Raw genomic sequence first — 16048 nt, 5'->3', positions numbered from 1 at the left:
AATTAATCCTGGTCGATACCCTCGCGCTTCTTGAACTCCAGGCGACGGCGGTGCAGGATCGGCTCGGTGTAACCGGACGGCTGGTTCACACCATCGAGGATGAGCTCCTTGGCGGCCTGGAAACCAATGGACTTGTCGAAGTCCGGAGCCATCGGCAGGTATGCCTCATCGCCCTCGTTCTGGCGGTCAACGACCTCGGCCATGCGCTCCAGCGAATCGATGATCTGCTCCTCGGTGACAACACCGTGCAGCAGCCAGTTAGCCAGAGTCTGGGAGGAAATACGCAGGGTAGCGCGGTCCTCCATCAGGTCAACATCGTTGATGTCCGGCACCTTGGAGCAGCCAACACCCTGCTCAACCCAGCGGATAACGTAGCCCAGGATGGACTGGCAGTTGTTATCCAGCTCGTTGGCCTTGTCCTCATCGGACCAGTCAGCGCCCGGCTCGCCAGCCTTAGCTGCCGCTACCGGGATGGTGAGCAGATCACCGAAGGTGTCGCGGCGACCGTCGGTAAGCAGCTTGTCCTGAACGCCGAAGACGTCAACCTCGTGGTAGTGGGTAGCGTGCAGGACACCACCGGTCGGGGACGGAACCCACGCGGTGGAAGCACCCTGCTTCGGCTGACCGATCTTCTGCTCCAGCAGCTCGGCCATCTGCTCGGTCATGGCCCACATGCCCTTACCAATCTGAGCCTTGCCCTGCAGGCCGTGTGCCAGACCGGAGTCGACGTTGTTGTCCTCGTAAGCCAGCATCCATGGAGCGGTCTTCTGGACAGCCTTGCGGAACATCGGACCAGCCTGGATGGAGGTGTGGATCTCATCACCAGTGCGGTCCATGAAGCCGGTGTTAATGAAGACGACACGCTCGGAAACAGCCTTGATGGCGGCGTCCAGGTTGACGGAGGTACGACGCTCCTCGTCCATCAGGCCGACCTTCAGGGTGTTGTGCGGAAGACCCAGCAGCTTCTCAACGTCTGCGAACAGCTCGTTGGTGAATGCAGCCTCATCCGGGCCGTGCTGCTTCGGCTTCACGATGTAGATCGAACCGGTACGGGAGTTCTTACGTGCGTTGTCCTGGTCCAGGCCCGGGATTGCACACACAGCGGTGACGACGGCATCCATGATGCCCTCGAAAATCTCCTCGCCGTCGCGGTCGAGGATGGCCGGGTTCTGCATCAGGTGGCCGACGTTACGGACCAGGTTCAGGGAACGACCGTGCAGGGTGACCTCGGAACCGTCAAGAGCGGTGTAGGTGCGGTCGTCGTTGATGGTACGGGACAGCTTCTTGCCGCCACGGGTGAACTCGACTGCGAGGTCACCGACGTTCAGGCCCAACCAGTTGGTGTAACCCAGGGTCTTGTCTGCAGCGTCAACTGCGGCGACAGAGTCCTCGAGATCCATGATGTTGGTGACAGCGGCTTCCAGGATGATGTCCTTGACGCCAGCCTTGTCGGTCTTGCCAACCGGGGACTCCGGGTCAATCAGCAGCTGGATGTGCAGACCGTTGTGCTTGAAGTAAATGGACTCCGGTGCGTCCTTGTCGCCGGTGTAGCCGACCAGGGTCTCCGGCTCGCGCAGACCGGAGGTAGCGCCACCTTCCAGGGTTGCCTGCAGGTGACCGTCGACGATGTCGTAAGAGGTGACGTCCGCGTGGGAACCGTCGACCAGCGGCAGAGCCTTGTCCAGGAAGTTACGACCCCATGCGATAACGCGGTCACCGCGGACCTTGTTGTAGCCCGGGGTGTCCTTCTCCGCACCGCCATCTTCAGGAATAGCGTTGGTGCCGTACAGCGCGTCATAAAGCGAGCCCCAGCGTGCGTTCGCAGCGTTGATGGCGAAACGGGCGTTGAGGACCGGCACAACCAGCTGCGGGCCAGCGGTGGAAGTGATCTCGGTGTCGACGTTAGCGGTGGTGACCTGGAAGTCACCCGGGTTGTCAACGAGGTAGCCAATTTCCTTCAGGAATGCGACGTACTCATCCTGATTCTGCTCGCCCGGGTGTTCCTTGTACCAAGCGTCGAGCTTTTCCTGCAGCTCATCGCGCTTGACCAGCAGCTCGCGGTTGCGCGGAGTGTACTTAGCGACAATGTCACCGAAGCCGTTCCAGAACGCGTCCTTGTCCTCAATGCCGGCGGCGGGGAGTGCGGTGTCATTAACGAAGTCGTAAAGAACCTTCGCGACCTGCATTCCACCTGCCGAAATACGCTGTGCCATTGCTCTCCTCAAAACTATTGATTGCAATTTGCCCATCCAGCCATGGCCACGTCAGCGGCTCACACTGGATGCGTTGTTCCCCTACTGTATGTGATTCGGCGCACTTATGAACCGTCTTTTTCCATAACCGCCAACCGCCAGCCCGGTATAGCGCCGCTCACATTTGCCATTTCATTCGCTTTACGACGAGCACCCTGCGAACAGACCCCACCCCTCCCCAATGACCATTCGGGCATTCAATCCTGACGCCACAACCAGCCCTCCCCCACCCGCATTGACTGCAGCATCCCCGGCACTCTTTCCTCCAGCCACAGAACACCACACACAATGGGAAAGTGTCGCGCCTCACAGACATTTACTATTGCGACCTGCGTATCAACGGCCAGCGACCAATCACGTCGCTACAGTCTCCGCCTTCAAACCAGACCATAAAAGCGAGATGACAACCGAGACCCTGGCCACTACCCAGGGATGCTCCGGCGGGGTACTGACGGTGTAACGGCAGTGTATTTAGAAGCCCGTTTCTACCTTTGCGGCCGTAATTTCGGGGGTAGCGAAACACCCCCTAAACCCCAAACACTGTTAACGGCCAGCTTTGATAATTACCAAAATATAAATCACCCCAAAGCGGGGGGAACATTATTAGCGAGCCAGCCATAGGGAAATAACAGTACAAATGTACCGGCCGGTCACAGGCGAAAATTGTTAAAGCCAAGCTACACATCACAATGTTTGCAATCTTCACAGGTGTTATCCGTATTACATACTTGAATTCACATCGGAAGCTGCTTGACGAACGTAGCGCTATGCCCCAAAATGTGAGACATGGCACGCGGAAGCGGACATTGTTTTTGTTCGCGTGTTTGCGTGCAGGGGTACAGCATTTTGCTAGCGCCCCTGCATTCACGTGACACCGCGGTCACTATCGGGTCAGCCTGTAGATCGGTTCTGTCGGAATTGTTCTTAAGTCAGCACCCGGAGTTCAAAAAGCAAGCAAAAGGAAGTGACTCCGTTTATGTCTAACGTTGGTAAGGCACGTACCGCCGCCGAAATCCAGAAGGATTGGGACGAGAACCCGCGCTGGGAAGGTATCACCCGCGACTACACCGCTGAGCAGGTTGCTGAGCTCCAGGGCTCCGTCGTCGAGGAGAACACTCTCGCTCGCCGCGGCGCTGAGATCCTGTGGGAAGGCGTCAACGTTAAGGACGACTCCTACATCAACGCTCTGGGCGCACTGACCGGTAACATGGCCGTTCAGCAGGCTCGCGCTGGCCTGAAGGCTGTCTACCTCTCCGGTTGGCAGGTTGCTGGTGACGCTAACCTCTCCGGCCACACCTACCCGGACCAGTCCCTGTACCCGGCTAACTCCGTGCCGAACGTCGTTCGTCGCATCAACAACGCTCTGCTCCGCGCAGACGAGATCGCTCGCATCGAGGGCGACGACTCCGTCGACAACTGGCTGCTGCCGATCGTCGCTGACGGTGAGGCTGGCTTCGGTGGCGCTCTGAACGTCTACGAGCTGCAGAAGGCTATGATCAACGCTGGTGCCGCTGGTACCCACTGGGAGGACCAGCTCGCTTCTGAGAAGAAGTGTGGCCACCTGGGCGGCAAGGTCCTGATCCCGACCCAGCAGCACATCCGCACCCTGACCTCTGCTCGCCTGGCTGCTGACGTCTCCAACACCCCGACCGTCATCATCGCCCGCACCGACGCTGAGGCCGCTACCCTCATCACCTCCGATGTTGATGAGCGCGACCAGAAGTTCATCACCGGTGACCGCACCTCCGAGGGCTTCTACCACGTCCAGAACGGCCTGGAGCCGTGCATCGAGCGTGCAAAGTCCTACGCTCCGTACGCTGACATGATCTGGATGGAGACCGGTACTCCGGACCTCGAGCTGGCTAAGAAGTTCGCTGAGGGCGTCAAGGCTGAGTACCCGGACCAGCTCCTGGCTTACAACTGCTCCCCGTCCTTCAACTGGTCCGCTCACCTCGAGAAGGACGAGATCGCCAAGTTCCAGAACGAGCTGGGCAAGATGGGCTTCAAGTTCCAGTTCATCACCCTGGCTGGCTTCCACGCCCTGAACTACGGCATGTTCGACCTGGCTTACGGCTACGCTCGCGAGCAGATGTCCGCATTCGTCGACCTGCAGAACCGCGAGTTCGAGGCTGCCGAGAAGCGCGGCTTCACCGCTGTCAAGCACCAGCGCGAGGTTGGCGCTGGCTACTTCGACCGCATCGCCACCACCGTCGACCCGAACTCCTCCACCACCGCCCTGAAGGGCTCCACCGAGGAGGGTCAGTTCTAAGTCACTCGGCTTAGGACTTAGGTCAAGGACCTAACTTCAACACCCAGCGAGGGTTGCACTTGCAGCCCTCGCTGGGTGTTTTTGTGTGTTTATCGACATGTCGACTCCGGGCCGTCGTGAAGCGTGCCTGAGAACCTCAGCACCTACACACGCAAGCAAAGGTTGCAACGGTTCTCTACACAAGTTCAGCAAAGCCCGCGATATGCTGGGCAGTATGTCGAAAACCTATGTCGGATCCCGCCTCCGCCAGCTACGCCGCGAGCGCGACCTCAGCCAGGCTGCGCTCGCGCAGGCGTTGGGCCTCTCGGCTAGTTACGTCAACCAGATTGAGCACGACGTCCGCCCGCTGACTGTGCCCGTGCTGCTCCGCATCACGGACACATTCGGCGTTGACGCGACTTTCTTCTCCCGCGATGACGATTCTCGCCTCCTCGCTGAGGTTCAGGACGTGGTGATGGACAAGGAGATCGCTAAGTCCCCCATGGACCTGCAGGAGATCTCGGAAATGGTTCGCGACCATCCCGACATCGCCCGCATCATGGTGGATATCCACCGCCGCTACCGCAACGTCACAGACAAACTCTCTCTGGCCACCGAGGAGCGCAACTTCGGCAACAGCACCGACACCGCCTCCGGCTCACAGGCGCTGACCATGCCACATGAGGAGGTCCGCGACTACTTCTACGCCCGCCAGAACTACATCGCTTCGGTCGACACCGCCGCCGAGGAGCTGGCCCGCGAGCTGCGCATCACCGACGAGACCACCGATGTGGTCTCTGTGCTGGCCGACAGGCTGTCCAACGACCATGGGATTCGGATTGCGCTGGAATCGTCGTTAGGCGATGTGCAGCACAGCCTTGATCGGCGGACGAAGACGCTCTACCTCGCGCGGCACCTCTCGCCGGGACAGCGGGCCTTCCGCATGTCCACGGAGCTGGGGTTTTTGGAGCAGGGCGAGACCATTTCCGAGGCCGTCGCGTCCGGGCATTTCATGTCGGAAGAGTCGCGGAAGCTGGCGCAGCGCGGAGTCGCGACGTACTACGCGGCGGCGCTTATTCTGCCGTATGAGTCGTTCCATGCGATGGCTGAGTCGAAACGCTACGACATCGAGCTGTTGTCGCGCACTTACGGCGTGGGCTACGAGACCATCTGCCACCGACTGTCCACGATGCAACGCCCCAGCTTGCGCGGTATTCCATGGACATTCGTGCGCGTCGACCGCGCGGGCAACATGTCCAAACGTCAATCCGCCACGGGCTTCCACTTCACGCATTCGGGCGGTACCTGCCCGTTGTGGAACGTCTACGAGACTTTCTCCTACCCCGGCAAAGTCATGCGGCAGGTCGCGCTCATGCCGGATGGTCGGCCGTACATGTGGATCTCGCGGACCGTGGAGCATCACGCGGCACGTTTCGGCAAGCCAGGTAAGGTTTTTGCCATCGGTTTGGGCTGCGAGGCCCGTCACGCTGAGCGCACCGTGTACGCCGATGGTCTCGATCTCGCGGACCTCGACGCCGCCACTCCGATCGGTGCTGGCTGCAGGGTCTGCTCCCGCGAGGCCTGTCCGCAGCGCGCGTTCCCGCCGATCCATCGCGATATCGACATCAACATGCACCGCTCCACCGTCTCGCCGTACTAGTTCGCTTTACGACGGGCGCAGGGCCGGCCTGTTTGCGGGGGGGGCTTGGTTCGCGCAGGATGCCCCAAAAAAGGAAGACCCCAAAAAAGAAAGTGCTTAAGTTTATGACACTTTCGCACCGATTTTCACGGTCAAACTGTCATAAACTTAAGCACTAACTCGTATCTGCCTGAGCCGGGACCAGCCCGGTGAGAGCCAGGACCAGCGAAAACTGGCCCCAGGCCAAAGCCACAACCTCTTACAGGTTAATCATCTTGCCCATAACGCCCTCGGCTGCTTCCTTCATAGCCTCGGACATGGTCGGGTGAATGTGAACGGCGCGGCCGATTTCCTCAGTGGTCAGCTCGTACTTCTCAGCCAGAACCAGCTGCGGCATGAGCTCGGAAACGTTGGCGCCCACCATGTGGCCACCCAGCAGCTCGCCGTATTCGGCATCTGCAATGAGCTTCACGAAACCAGCCGGCTCCGCCAGACCCTGGGCCTTACCGTTGGCAGAGAACGGGAAGGTGGAGACCTTAATCTCGCGGCCGTTCTCCTCTGCCCACTTCTTGGCCTGCGCCTCGGTCTTACCGAAGGAACCAACCTGCGGGTTACAGAAGGTTGCGCGCGGCATCATGTTGTAGTCCGGGATGGTCTCGGTCTCGTGTCCCGCCATGTGCTCAGCTGCGATAACGCCCTGTGCCTCAGCGACGTGTGCCAGCTGCAGCTTCATGGTGACGTCACCGATGGCGTAGATGTTGTCGACGTTGGTGCGCATGTACTCGTCGATGACAATCTCGCCGCGCTCGCCCAGCTCAACACCGGCCTTGCCCAGGCCGATGCCCTCGGTGCGCGGTGCGAAGCCGATGGAGACCATAACGCGGTCGACGGTCAGAGTCTGCTCGTCGCCACCATCCTTGGCCTCGACCTTGACCTCAACCGAGTCACCATTGTCCACGATGGAGGTGGTCTTGTGCCCGGTCATGAGCTTGACGCCCAGCTTCTTGTATTCCTTGGCAATAACCTTGGAGACGTCTGCGTCCTCGTTCGGCAGAACGTTGTCCATGAACTCGACGATGGTGACGTCCACGCCGTAGTTGGCCAAGACGTATGCGAACTCCATACCGATGGCGCCAGCGCCGACGATAACCATGGAGTCCGGCAGCTCGTCGGAGAGAATCTGCTCTTCGTAGGAAACGATGTTGCCGCCGACCTCAACGCCCGGCAGGGAACGGACGACAGAGCCGGTTGCAATAATCGCCTTGTCGAAGGTAATTTCCTTGCCCTTGTCATCGCCATCAGTGATGGCCATGGAGGTCGGGCCAGTGAATTCACCGAAACCGTTGATTTCGGTGATCTTGTTCTTCTTCATCAGGAAATGAACACCCTTGACGATGCCCGCGGACACCTTGCGCGAACGCGCGTGTGCGGCACCGAAGTCAAAGGAGACATCGCCGGAGATACCGAAGGTCTTAGCCTCATGGTTGAAAATGTGCGCCACCTCGGCGTTCTTCAACAGAGACTTGGATGGAATACAGCCAACGTTGAGGCAGACACCGCCCCAGTATTGCTTCTCCACCACAGCAGTCTTCAGCCCCAGCTGGGATGCACGGATTGCTGCGACGTATCCGCCAGGACCGCCGCCGAGTACTACAAGATCAAAATGTTCAGCCACGTGCACAAGTCTACGCACGACTTGCCTTTACTTCACGCGCGAGTCCCGGTTTTACCTACTGCGGTCGGCTACGGTGGTGGGCATGGGCACCGACACGGACACCGACTTGGGCAACAATTCCTCCTTCGTCTCCACTGACCTTGTCCCCGATTGGCTGGACGATATCGACGGCTCCCAGGCGCTGGCGTGGGCTCGCGCGCAGTCGGAGGCCACCGTCGCAGGCGTCGATTCGCTTGCCGACGACACCAGCGACCGCACCAACCTGGAACAACGCATCCTGACTGCGCTCAACACCGATGCCCGGATCGCATACCCGGTGCGGCGCGGCGAGTACCTCTATAACTTCTGGCGGGATGCCGAGCATCCGCGGGGTCTGTGGCGGCGCACCTCGTTGCAGAGCTATCTGGCTGGCCAGGAAGATCCGCAGACGACCGAGTGGGAAGTGCTGGTTGACCTCGATGAGCTGGCGAAAGCCGAGGGAGAAAACTGGGTCTGGAAGGGCACGGTGTGCCGTTATCCGGATTACGACCGCGCGTTAATTCTGCTCTCGCGCGGCGGCGCCGATGCCACCGTGGTGCGGGAGTTTGACCTCGTCAACTGCACTTTTGTCGAGGATGAGCCGTTCTACCTCCCGGAGGCGAAGTCCGATGTCTGTTGGTTGGGCCGTGACGAGATTCTCGTTGGCAGTGATTTTGGTCCGGGGTCACTTACGGATTCGGGCTACCCTCGGCAGGTACGTAGGTGGCGGCGCGGCATGCCGTCGTCAAGCGCGGATGTGATTTTCTCGGGCCACAGTGATGATGTGGCCGTGGGCGGCTGGTTCGACGCGACGGAGGGTTTCGAGCGGCTGTTTGTCGAGCGTGCGCATGATTTTTATAATTCGCAGCGGTTCGTGGCAGCGGAGCGTTCGGGCAAGTTGGCGGCGCAGCAGAATGGGGACTTTTCGCTGCAGATTCTGGAGGTGCCACAGGACTGCCGGACGAGTGTCCATAGGCAGTGGCTGGTGCTGATGCCGCGCACGGACTTCAACGGCATTCCGGCTGGTGGCGTGGCTGTTGTGGAGCTAGAAAAGTGGCTGGCAGGCTCGCGTGAGGTGGAGGTGATTTTCACCCCGGATGCGCACACGTCGTTCCAGCAGCTCGCGTGGACGAAGAACTTCCTGGTGCTGACGCTGTTGGAGGATGTCGCGACGAAGTTGGTTGTCTTGCGCGAGGTCTCATGGGAGCCGGTGGAGGCCTTCGGCGAGTTACCTGCGCAGGCCACTGTGAGCGTGATTGATACGACCTCTGAACGCGATGATGAGATCTGGTTGGTGTCGACCTCGGCAACGCAGCCGGCAACCCTCTGGTACGGGCAAGTCGGCAGCCCCCTCACGGAAGTGCGGCGTGCTCCGGCGCTCTTCGACAGTGAGGGGTTGGAGACACGCCAGCACTGGGCGACCTCGGCCGATGGCACGCGCATTCCGTATCGCATCACCGGCCGCTTCGGCGCGGAGGCGGGCGCTGATACAGGTGATGGCACAGGCGCGGAGACAACCACAGACGCACCCACTCCGAACCCAGCCCCAACCCTCGTGCACGCCTACGGCGGTTTCGAGGTCTCGCTGGTCCCGCAGTACTCGGCGATTCGTGGCCTGACCTGGCTCGAGCGCGGCGGTTACTTCGTGGAGGCCAACCTGCGTGGCGGTGGCGAATTCGGTCCGACCTGGCACTCCTCGGTGGTCAAGACTGAGCGGATGAGGGTCTATGAGGATCATCAGGCCGTGCTGCGCGACCTTGTTGCACGTGGCTACTGCACGCGCGAACAGCTGGGCGTGCGCGGTGGTTCCAACGGCGGGTTGCTGACCGCTGTCTGCCTCACCTCCTACCCGGAGTTGGTAGGCGCAGTGGTATCCCAGGTGCCGCTGGCGGACATGATGCGCTATCACAGGCTGTCCGCGGGAGCCTCCTGGATGGCCGAGTATGGAAACCCGGACGACCCCACCGAGCGGGCTGCAATTGCGCAGTATTCGCCGGTCCAGCGCGTCGTCAAGCGAGAACAGCGCGCCTACCCACCGGCGTTGATTACGACTTCCACCAGGGACGACCGTGTCCACCCGGCGCATGCGCGGAGCCTGGCTTGGCTGTTGGAAGAAGCCGGTCAGCCGGTGGACTATCACGAAAACACAGAGGGCGGGCACGCGGGCGCAGCGGATAATTCGCAGGTCGCGTTTGTCGAGGCGCTCATATCTACGTGGCTGTGGAACAAGCTCAAGTAAGGTAACAGCCGTGAGTAGCGCTGATTTCACTAATCCATATACCGGTATCGCGTTCAACCTGGGTTTCCGGGTGAACAAATACGAGCTGGACCTCGACTATCGGGTCGGGCCGAATCGTCTGAAGGCGACGGCGACTCTGCATATCGAGATCAACGCCTGGACCTCGCACATCACGCTCGACTTTGCGGATGCGCTGGGGGCCGATTCGGTGGATGCGATTTCCGATTCGCAGGCACACTCTATCGATGTGAAGCGTTGGCGCCATTCGGGTCGTAAGCTGCGAGTCACCTTTGACCGCGAGCTAGCTCCCGACGAGACGCTGCGGTTGATTGTCACTTACTCGGGCACGCCACGTCCGGTGCGCTCGAAGTGGGGCGAAATTGGCTGGGAGGAACTGGAAAACGGTGCGCTCGTGGCATCGCAGCCGGTGGGCGCGGCGTCGTGGTACCCCTGCGATGACGATCCCGAGGTCAAGGCATTCTACGAGTTCACGATGGTCACCGACGCTCCCTACGAGGTCGTCGCACCAGGGCTTGCCGACGCTCCGGTGAACGTGGGCGGATCGCGCCGCCGCTGGCGGTTTGTCACCGAAGAGCCCATGGCCTCCTACCTGGCCACCATCAATGTCGGCCAGTTTAAGAAGGTCGAGCTGCCGTGCGAGACCTCGACTGTGGTGGCGTGGGTGCCTTCTGAGCTGGTGGCCAATGCTCGCCATGACTTCCGCGATCAGGGGCGCATGCTCGATGAATTCGCCAAGCTCTTTGGCCCTTACCCCTTCCGCGCCTACCAGGTGGTCATTTGTGAGGATGACCTGGAGATCCCCATTGAGGCTCAGGGGCTTTCCATCTTCGGCGCCAACCACGCCGACGGCAAGGATACGTGGAATCGACTGATTGCCCACGAGTTATCGCACCAGTGGTTCGGCAACAGCGTTGGCATTTCGCAGTGGCGCGATATCTGGCTCAACGAAGGGTTTGCCTGCTACTCCGAGTGGGTGTGGTCCGAGGTCAGCGGTGGTGCCAGCGCGGATGTGCACGCCCGCAAGCACTACCTGGATCTGCTTGAGGAAGAGCAGGACATCGTCATCGCCAACCCAGGGCCAAAGCTGATGTTCGACGACCGTCTGTACAAGCGCGGTGCACTGACTGTACACGCTCTGCGTCTGCTGCTGGGCGACGAGGTGTTCTTCGACCTGGTACGCAAGTGGACCACCACTAACCGCCACAGTGTGGTCGATGCAGTGGACTTCCGCGCACTGGCCAACCGCGTGTGCCGTGAGCGTGGCATCACCACCTCGCACCTGGATGTCATCTTTGACTCCTGGCTATCACGCAGCTCCTTGCCAAACTTCCCCGCTGACCCGACGCGCTCCCCTGCTGACCAGGGCATCGGCGATAATGGTGCTCCAATCGTGGACGAGAAGCTGGCTGCTCAGTTTGCAAAGCTCGGCTACTCGAAGGCCAAGGACTAGAGAGCTAGAGGCACGTCAATGTCCGGTTTCAAATGGTTGTCGCTGGCCACGATTGTCGCGGCGATAGGCAGCTTCGCGGTGCTGATTATTTCGGCCCGCGCACTTCCCAATGCTATAAACCTGCAGTTCGTGGCGTTTTGGGGACTGTTCTTCGCGCTCACGGGTGTTCTCGGCGGGTTGATGCAGGAGACCACGCGCGCAATCGGTGCTGCGGAATCGCGGGAGCGGGATCGAGAGCAGGGGCAGAGCCAGGAGCAGGAAGCCTCGGAAGCGGGTCAAACTCTCGGTGCTCGTCCCATCACAGTGTCCCTGGGCGTCGCCGCAGTTACTTTCGTCACCATGGCAGTGACGGGTCCGCTGTGGGCCCCACTGGTCGTGCAGGATGGCGCCGGCACTGCAATTCTGCTCATGGCCTCTGGCCTTGCTCTGTACTCCATGCAGGCCACCACCTCGGGTCTGCTCAGCGGCCGCCAGCTGTGGGGCCCCTACGCCGCCCTAATCATGATTGACATTCTCGTGCGCGTAGCACTGGCACTCGTCGCCTGGCACTTCGGCTGGGGCCTGCTGGCCTGGCTGATTATCACGGTGTTCGGGACAGTCAGTTGGCTTATTCTCGCGCTGTTTTCCCCGGCAACCCGCTCGGTCATGTTCGCGCGTGCCGACGTCCCGGTGCGCCGCTTCATCACTCTCATGGTCACGGCCATGGGCGCATCCGGCGCATCTGCTGTGCTGGTCACAGGTTTTCCGACAATCGTCAAGATTGCCGGCGAAGCGGTCACCACTGGCGCCGGGATAGCCGAGTCGCTTACCCCGCCGCATGCCAACAACTTCACCGCAGCGGTGACCATTGCGGGTATCGCCTACGCTGTAACGCTGACCCGCGCTCCGCTGCTCATGCCCTTGGAGAAGTTCCAAAACGCCATCATTGTGAGCTTTGTCCGGCATCGCTCCGAAGGCGTGCTGGCAGCGCTGGCCAAGCCGTTGGGGGCGCTGGCTGCTTTCGGCACCTTCGGGGCGGGCCTGGCATGGCTCATCGGCCCGTGGATTATGACTCTCATCCTGGACGATAGCTATCACGTGTCCGGGCCGGTGCTCGCAGCGCTGACGCTCGGTGCGACGTTGACCGCCATGTTGATGATTACCGGCTCGGTCACCTTGGCAGTGGAAAAGCACCATATGTATCTGATCGGTTGGTTGGCTGCGACCACGATCGCCGTTGCCATTCTTTTCCTCCCTGGGCACCTGTCGGTACGCACGGTCGCGGCTATCGCCGTAGGCTCTGCAGTAGGTGTTGCCATTCACCTGCTTGCGCTGCGCAAACTTTCCCCACGTGCTGCCAGGTCAGCCGTATCGGAGGCTTTTGCGGTGGAATAACACCACCCACATCCAATGCCCCCCCCCAAAAAAAAACCGTCCACATCCCCCTGCAACTCCCAAGGTTCGAGACTCACATGTCCACCATCACTAACCTCACGGTTCTCATGACCGTCTACCACCGCGTCGTCCCCGACCAGCTCGATGCTGCGCTGCAGTCGCTGTGGAACCAGACGCGTCCGGCCGCGCACGTCATTGTGGTCATCGATGGCCCGATCGGGCAGGAACTCGACCGGGTCGTCGTCAAGCATGAGCAGGCGCATTCGGAGATGACCGTGCTGCGGTGTGCAGAAAATGGCGGCTCGGGAGTGGCTTCGCAGGCGGGTCTTCAGTTGGTGGAAACGCCATGGGTGGCGCGGCTGGATGCGGACGATATTGCGCGTGCGGACCGCTTTGAAAAGCAGTGGGACGTGCTGACCGCTAATCCGGAGTTGGATGTGCTGGGCAGTGCAATGGCGGAGTTCGAGGGCACGCCGGACAATGTGGTGCGCGTGCGGACCCTGCCGCAGACGCACGCCGAGATTGCGCGTTATATCAAGATCAATTCGCCCGTGAATAACCCCTCCTCGATGCTGCGAACGGCGAAGGTGCGTGAGGTCGGTGGGTATCGCGACATCCGTCTGATGGAGGACTACGACCTCTGGGTGCGCCTCATGGCCGCCGGCGCGAAGTTTGAGAATCTGCCCGAGCCGCTGGTGTACTTCCGCGCCGACGGCATGTTCGAGCGACGAACCTCCCGCGGCATCATCCGCGGTGAACGCCAGCTCCAGCGCACGCTGGTAGCTGAGGGGCTGATTTCCCGGCCGCGGGCGGTGTTTAACTTGGCGGTGCGGACACTTTTCCGACTTTTGCCAACTCAGCTCATGTCACGCGCATATCGACGATTGTTTGTGCGGTAGGCTTCGGAGCGATGACTGACAACATGGATTTCTCGGACACCTGGCTGATTGTGCCGTGCTACAACGAGGGCCAGGTTATTCGTGAGGTTCTCGAGCACGCTCGCGAGACCTTCCCCAACATTGTCGCGGTCAACGACGGCTCTTCGGATAACTCCAGCCTGGAGATCCACAGGGCTGGCGCTCACCTGGTCAACCACCCTGTCAATTTGGGTCAAGGTGCCGCTATCCAAACCGGCGTGGAATACGCCCGCGCGCAGGCTGGCTCGAAGTACTTTGTCACCTTCGACGCCGATGGCCAGCACCAGGTCAAGGACGTCGTCGCTATGGTGCAGCGACTGCGCACCGAACCAATCGACATCATTGTGGGAACCCGTTTCGGCCGCCCTCGCGCCGAGGATGACCAGGTGCCGCTGATTAAGCGAATTGTCCTCAAGACGGTGGTCATGTTGTCACCACGCACGCGCCGGCTCGGGCTTACCGATGCCCACAACGGCCTGCGCGCCTTCAACCGCACGGTGGCAGAGCAACTGAACCTACGCATGAACGGCATGAGCCATGCCTCCGAATTTGTCGAGGTCATGGACAGCAGAGGTTGGCGCACCGCTGAACAGCCGGTGGATATCCTCTACACGGAATACTCCATGTCTAAAGGTCAATCCTTGTTCAACGGTGTCAATATCCTTGCCGACTCCCTGATTTCGAAGAGGCTGCCATGACCGCATCCATCGTTCAAATTATTTTGCTGCTGGCGATGGTGGGCCTGGTCGCTTACTTCGTCGCTAACCGTCGTAAAGCGCGCGCCAAGGCGGGCGTGAAGCTGGGATTCGTCGTTTTCGTCATCGCGTGCCTATGGGCAATCGTGCGTCCCGACGATCTGACCGTGGTGGCCAACTGGATTGGTGTGACTCGGGGCACCGATTTGCTGCTCTACGTACTGGTGTTGGCGTTCGTGTTTACCACGGTGTCGTCCTACATTCGCTTCCGCGAACAGGAGCTACGCTACGCGCGACTGGCTCGTGCAGTGGCCTTGAAGACCGCTGTGCGTCCGGAAGAAGAAATTGTGATTTCGGGCAGCCAGAACAACAGTCAAAAGGACAGCGCGACAAACGTCGAGAACAACGCTCCGTCCGACTAATCGGCACGCTAAGCGCATGTGAATCTGAGGCTGTGGTTCCATAGAAGCCATGAGCGAAGCAAATAAGGACAACGCCGCCGCTGACAACAGCAGCGATTCGCAGCAGCCCTCGGCAGACGCAGCGCCGCAGGGGACACAGCAGGAACCCCAGCAGGTTTCTCAGCCGGTACCCACTGAGCAGGACTTGGAGTCCTGGTCTGCCGACAGTGATGGAAAAACCAAGTCGTGGTACTCGATTCCGAACGCCGCATGGGCGCTAGCTGTCGTCGCATTGATTGTTGTCGGCGCAGCGGGCTTCTTCGCTGGTTCGCGTTCGGCTAGCTTCAACGGCGTGAGCACCGTCAACATGGCGGGCGTTGCACCAGGCAAGGGGGAGATTGCGCCTGTACCTGGCCCGAACGGGGATTTTGATGCCAGCATCTATGGGCCAAAGGCGGGAGCACAGCTGAAGTCCCCGGAGGATATGGACAATGTCCACCGCCGCAATGAAAATGATCCTTTTGCTCTCGGTGCAGTGGATGCGCCGGTCGTAATCTCGATCTACTCGGACTTCGAATGCCCGTTCTGCGCGAAGTTCGCAAACGAAACCGAGCCTGCCCTCGTGGAAAAGTACGTCAATGAGGGCCTGGTCCGCCTGGAGTGGAACGACATGGCCATCAACGGCGAGAAGGCTACCAAGGATGCTGAGGCCGGACGTGCCGCGGCAGCTCAGGGCAAGTTCTGGGAATTCTCCCGTGCACTGTTTAAGAAGGCCGGGGAAAAGGGCCAGGGTCACCCGGAGTTCACTGAAAAGGAACTGATTGCCGTCGCTCGTGAGGCCGGTGTGCCGGACATGAAGCGCTTTGAAAAGGAACTTAAGGACGGCAAGTGGACCGAGGCGGTAGAGAATGCCACCCAGTTCGGTTCCATGCTGGGCATTTCCGGTACTCCGGGCTTCCTCGTTGGTACTCAGTTCGTCTCGGGCGCACAGCCTCTCGACGTGTTCGAGGACAATATCGAGCTGGCTCTCATCCACGCTAAGCGCATGGAAGAAGCTGGCAAGTAAGCTGCGCTGACTCACGGCTAACTTACGCGGGCGAGTGCACGAAGCCGCCCGCA

The 16048-nt window shown here is 60.4% G+C and carries 11 protein-coding genes; 9 read left to right on the top strand and 2 right to left on the bottom strand.

Annotated features, from left to right (window positions below; all coding sequences use genetic code 11):
• Window positions 1–2: 2 nt before the first annotated feature.
• Window positions 3–2213, bottom strand: coding sequence for a malate synthase G (locus tag ADM64_RS01565; RefSeq protein ID WP_049192971.1), 2211 nt, complete (start codon window positions 2211–2213; stop codon window positions 3–5).
• 1015 nt (window positions 2214–3228) lie between these two features.
• On the opposite strand from ADM64_RS01565, the gene aceA reads away from it, so the two are divergent.
• Both aceA and ramB read left to right on the top strand, forming a co-directional pair.
• Entirely contained in the window at window positions 3229–4521 is a 1293-nt protein-coding gene (gene aceA, locus ADM64_RS01560; protein ID WP_016421960.1) for an isocitrate lyase, read from the top strand.
• A 214-nt stretch (window positions 4522–4735) separates the two neighbouring features.
• Window positions 4736–6160, top strand: coding sequence for an acetate metabolism transcriptional regulator RamB (gene ramB, locus ADM64_RS01555; RefSeq protein ID WP_049192999.1), 1425 nt, complete (start codon window positions 4736–4738; stop codon window positions 6158–6160).
• Window positions 6161–6398: 238 nt separating this feature from the next.
• Here ramB and lpdA read toward each other — a convergent pair whose 3' ends face one another.
• Entirely contained in the window at window positions 6399–7814 is a 1416-nt protein-coding gene (lpdA, locus tag ADM64_RS01550) for a dihydrolipoyl dehydrogenase (RefSeq protein WP_049192998.1), read from the bottom strand.
• Window positions 7815–7896: 82 nt separating this feature from the next.
• Between lpdA and ADM64_RS01545 the strand changes: the two genes are divergently transcribed.
• The 7 genes from ADM64_RS01545 (at window position 7897) to ADM64_RS01515 (ending at window position 15995) form a co-directional block, all read left to right on the top strand.
• On the top strand, window positions 7897–10071 hold the full coding sequence (locus ADM64_RS01545; RefSeq protein ID WP_080985588.1) for a prolyl oligopeptidase family serine peptidase: 2175 nt from the start codon (window positions 7897–7899) through the stop codon (window positions 10069–10071).
• A gap of 10 nt (window positions 10072–10081) precedes the next feature.
• Window positions 10082–11542: a M1 family metallopeptidase gene (locus ADM64_RS01540; RefSeq protein ID WP_048732311.1), complete on the top strand. Its 1461-nt coding sequence runs from the start codon at window positions 10082–10084 to the stop codon at window positions 11540–11542.
• Window positions 11543–11560: 18 nt separating this feature from the next.
• Window positions 11561–12916: a lipopolysaccharide biosynthesis protein gene (locus ADM64_RS01535; RefSeq protein ID WP_049192970.1), complete on the top strand. Its 1356-nt coding sequence runs from the start codon at window positions 11561–11563 to the stop codon at window positions 12914–12916.
• A gap of 77 nt (window positions 12917–12993) precedes the next feature.
• Complete coding sequence (locus ADM64_RS01530) at window positions 12994–13815, top strand: glycosyltransferase (RefSeq protein ID WP_049192969.1); 822 nt, start codon at window positions 12994–12996, stop codon at window positions 13813–13815.
• Between the two features lie 23 nt (window positions 13816–13838).
• Window positions 13839–14531 (top strand): glycosyltransferase family 2 protein, encoded by a 693-nt coding sequence (locus ADM64_RS01525; protein ID WP_038629309.1) that lies wholly within the window; start codon window positions 13839–13841, stop codon window positions 14529–14531.
• A complete protein-coding gene (locus tag ADM64_RS01520; RefSeq protein ID WP_049192968.1) occupies window positions 14528–14950 on the top strand; it encodes a DUF2304 domain-containing protein in 423 nt (140 codons plus the stop codon). The genes ADM64_RS01525 and ADM64_RS01520 overlap by 4 nt, the downstream gene beginning before the upstream one ends.
• 49 nt (window positions 14951–14999) lie before the next feature.
• Window positions 15000–15995: a DsbA family protein gene (locus tag ADM64_RS01515; RefSeq protein WP_049192967.1), complete on the top strand. Its 996-nt coding sequence runs from the start codon at window positions 15000–15002 to the stop codon at window positions 15993–15995.
• The last annotated feature ends 53 nt before the right edge of the window (window positions 15996–16048 follow it).

It is taken from the genome of Corynebacterium sp. 401_CJEI (assembly GCF_001076435.1).
GTDB lineage: Bacteria > Actinomycetota > Actinomycetes > Mycobacteriales > Mycobacteriaceae > Corynebacterium > Corynebacterium jeikeium_D.
Note: the sequence above shows the minus strand (reverse complement) of the source record. Positions and strands in the feature narration are given on the sequence as shown.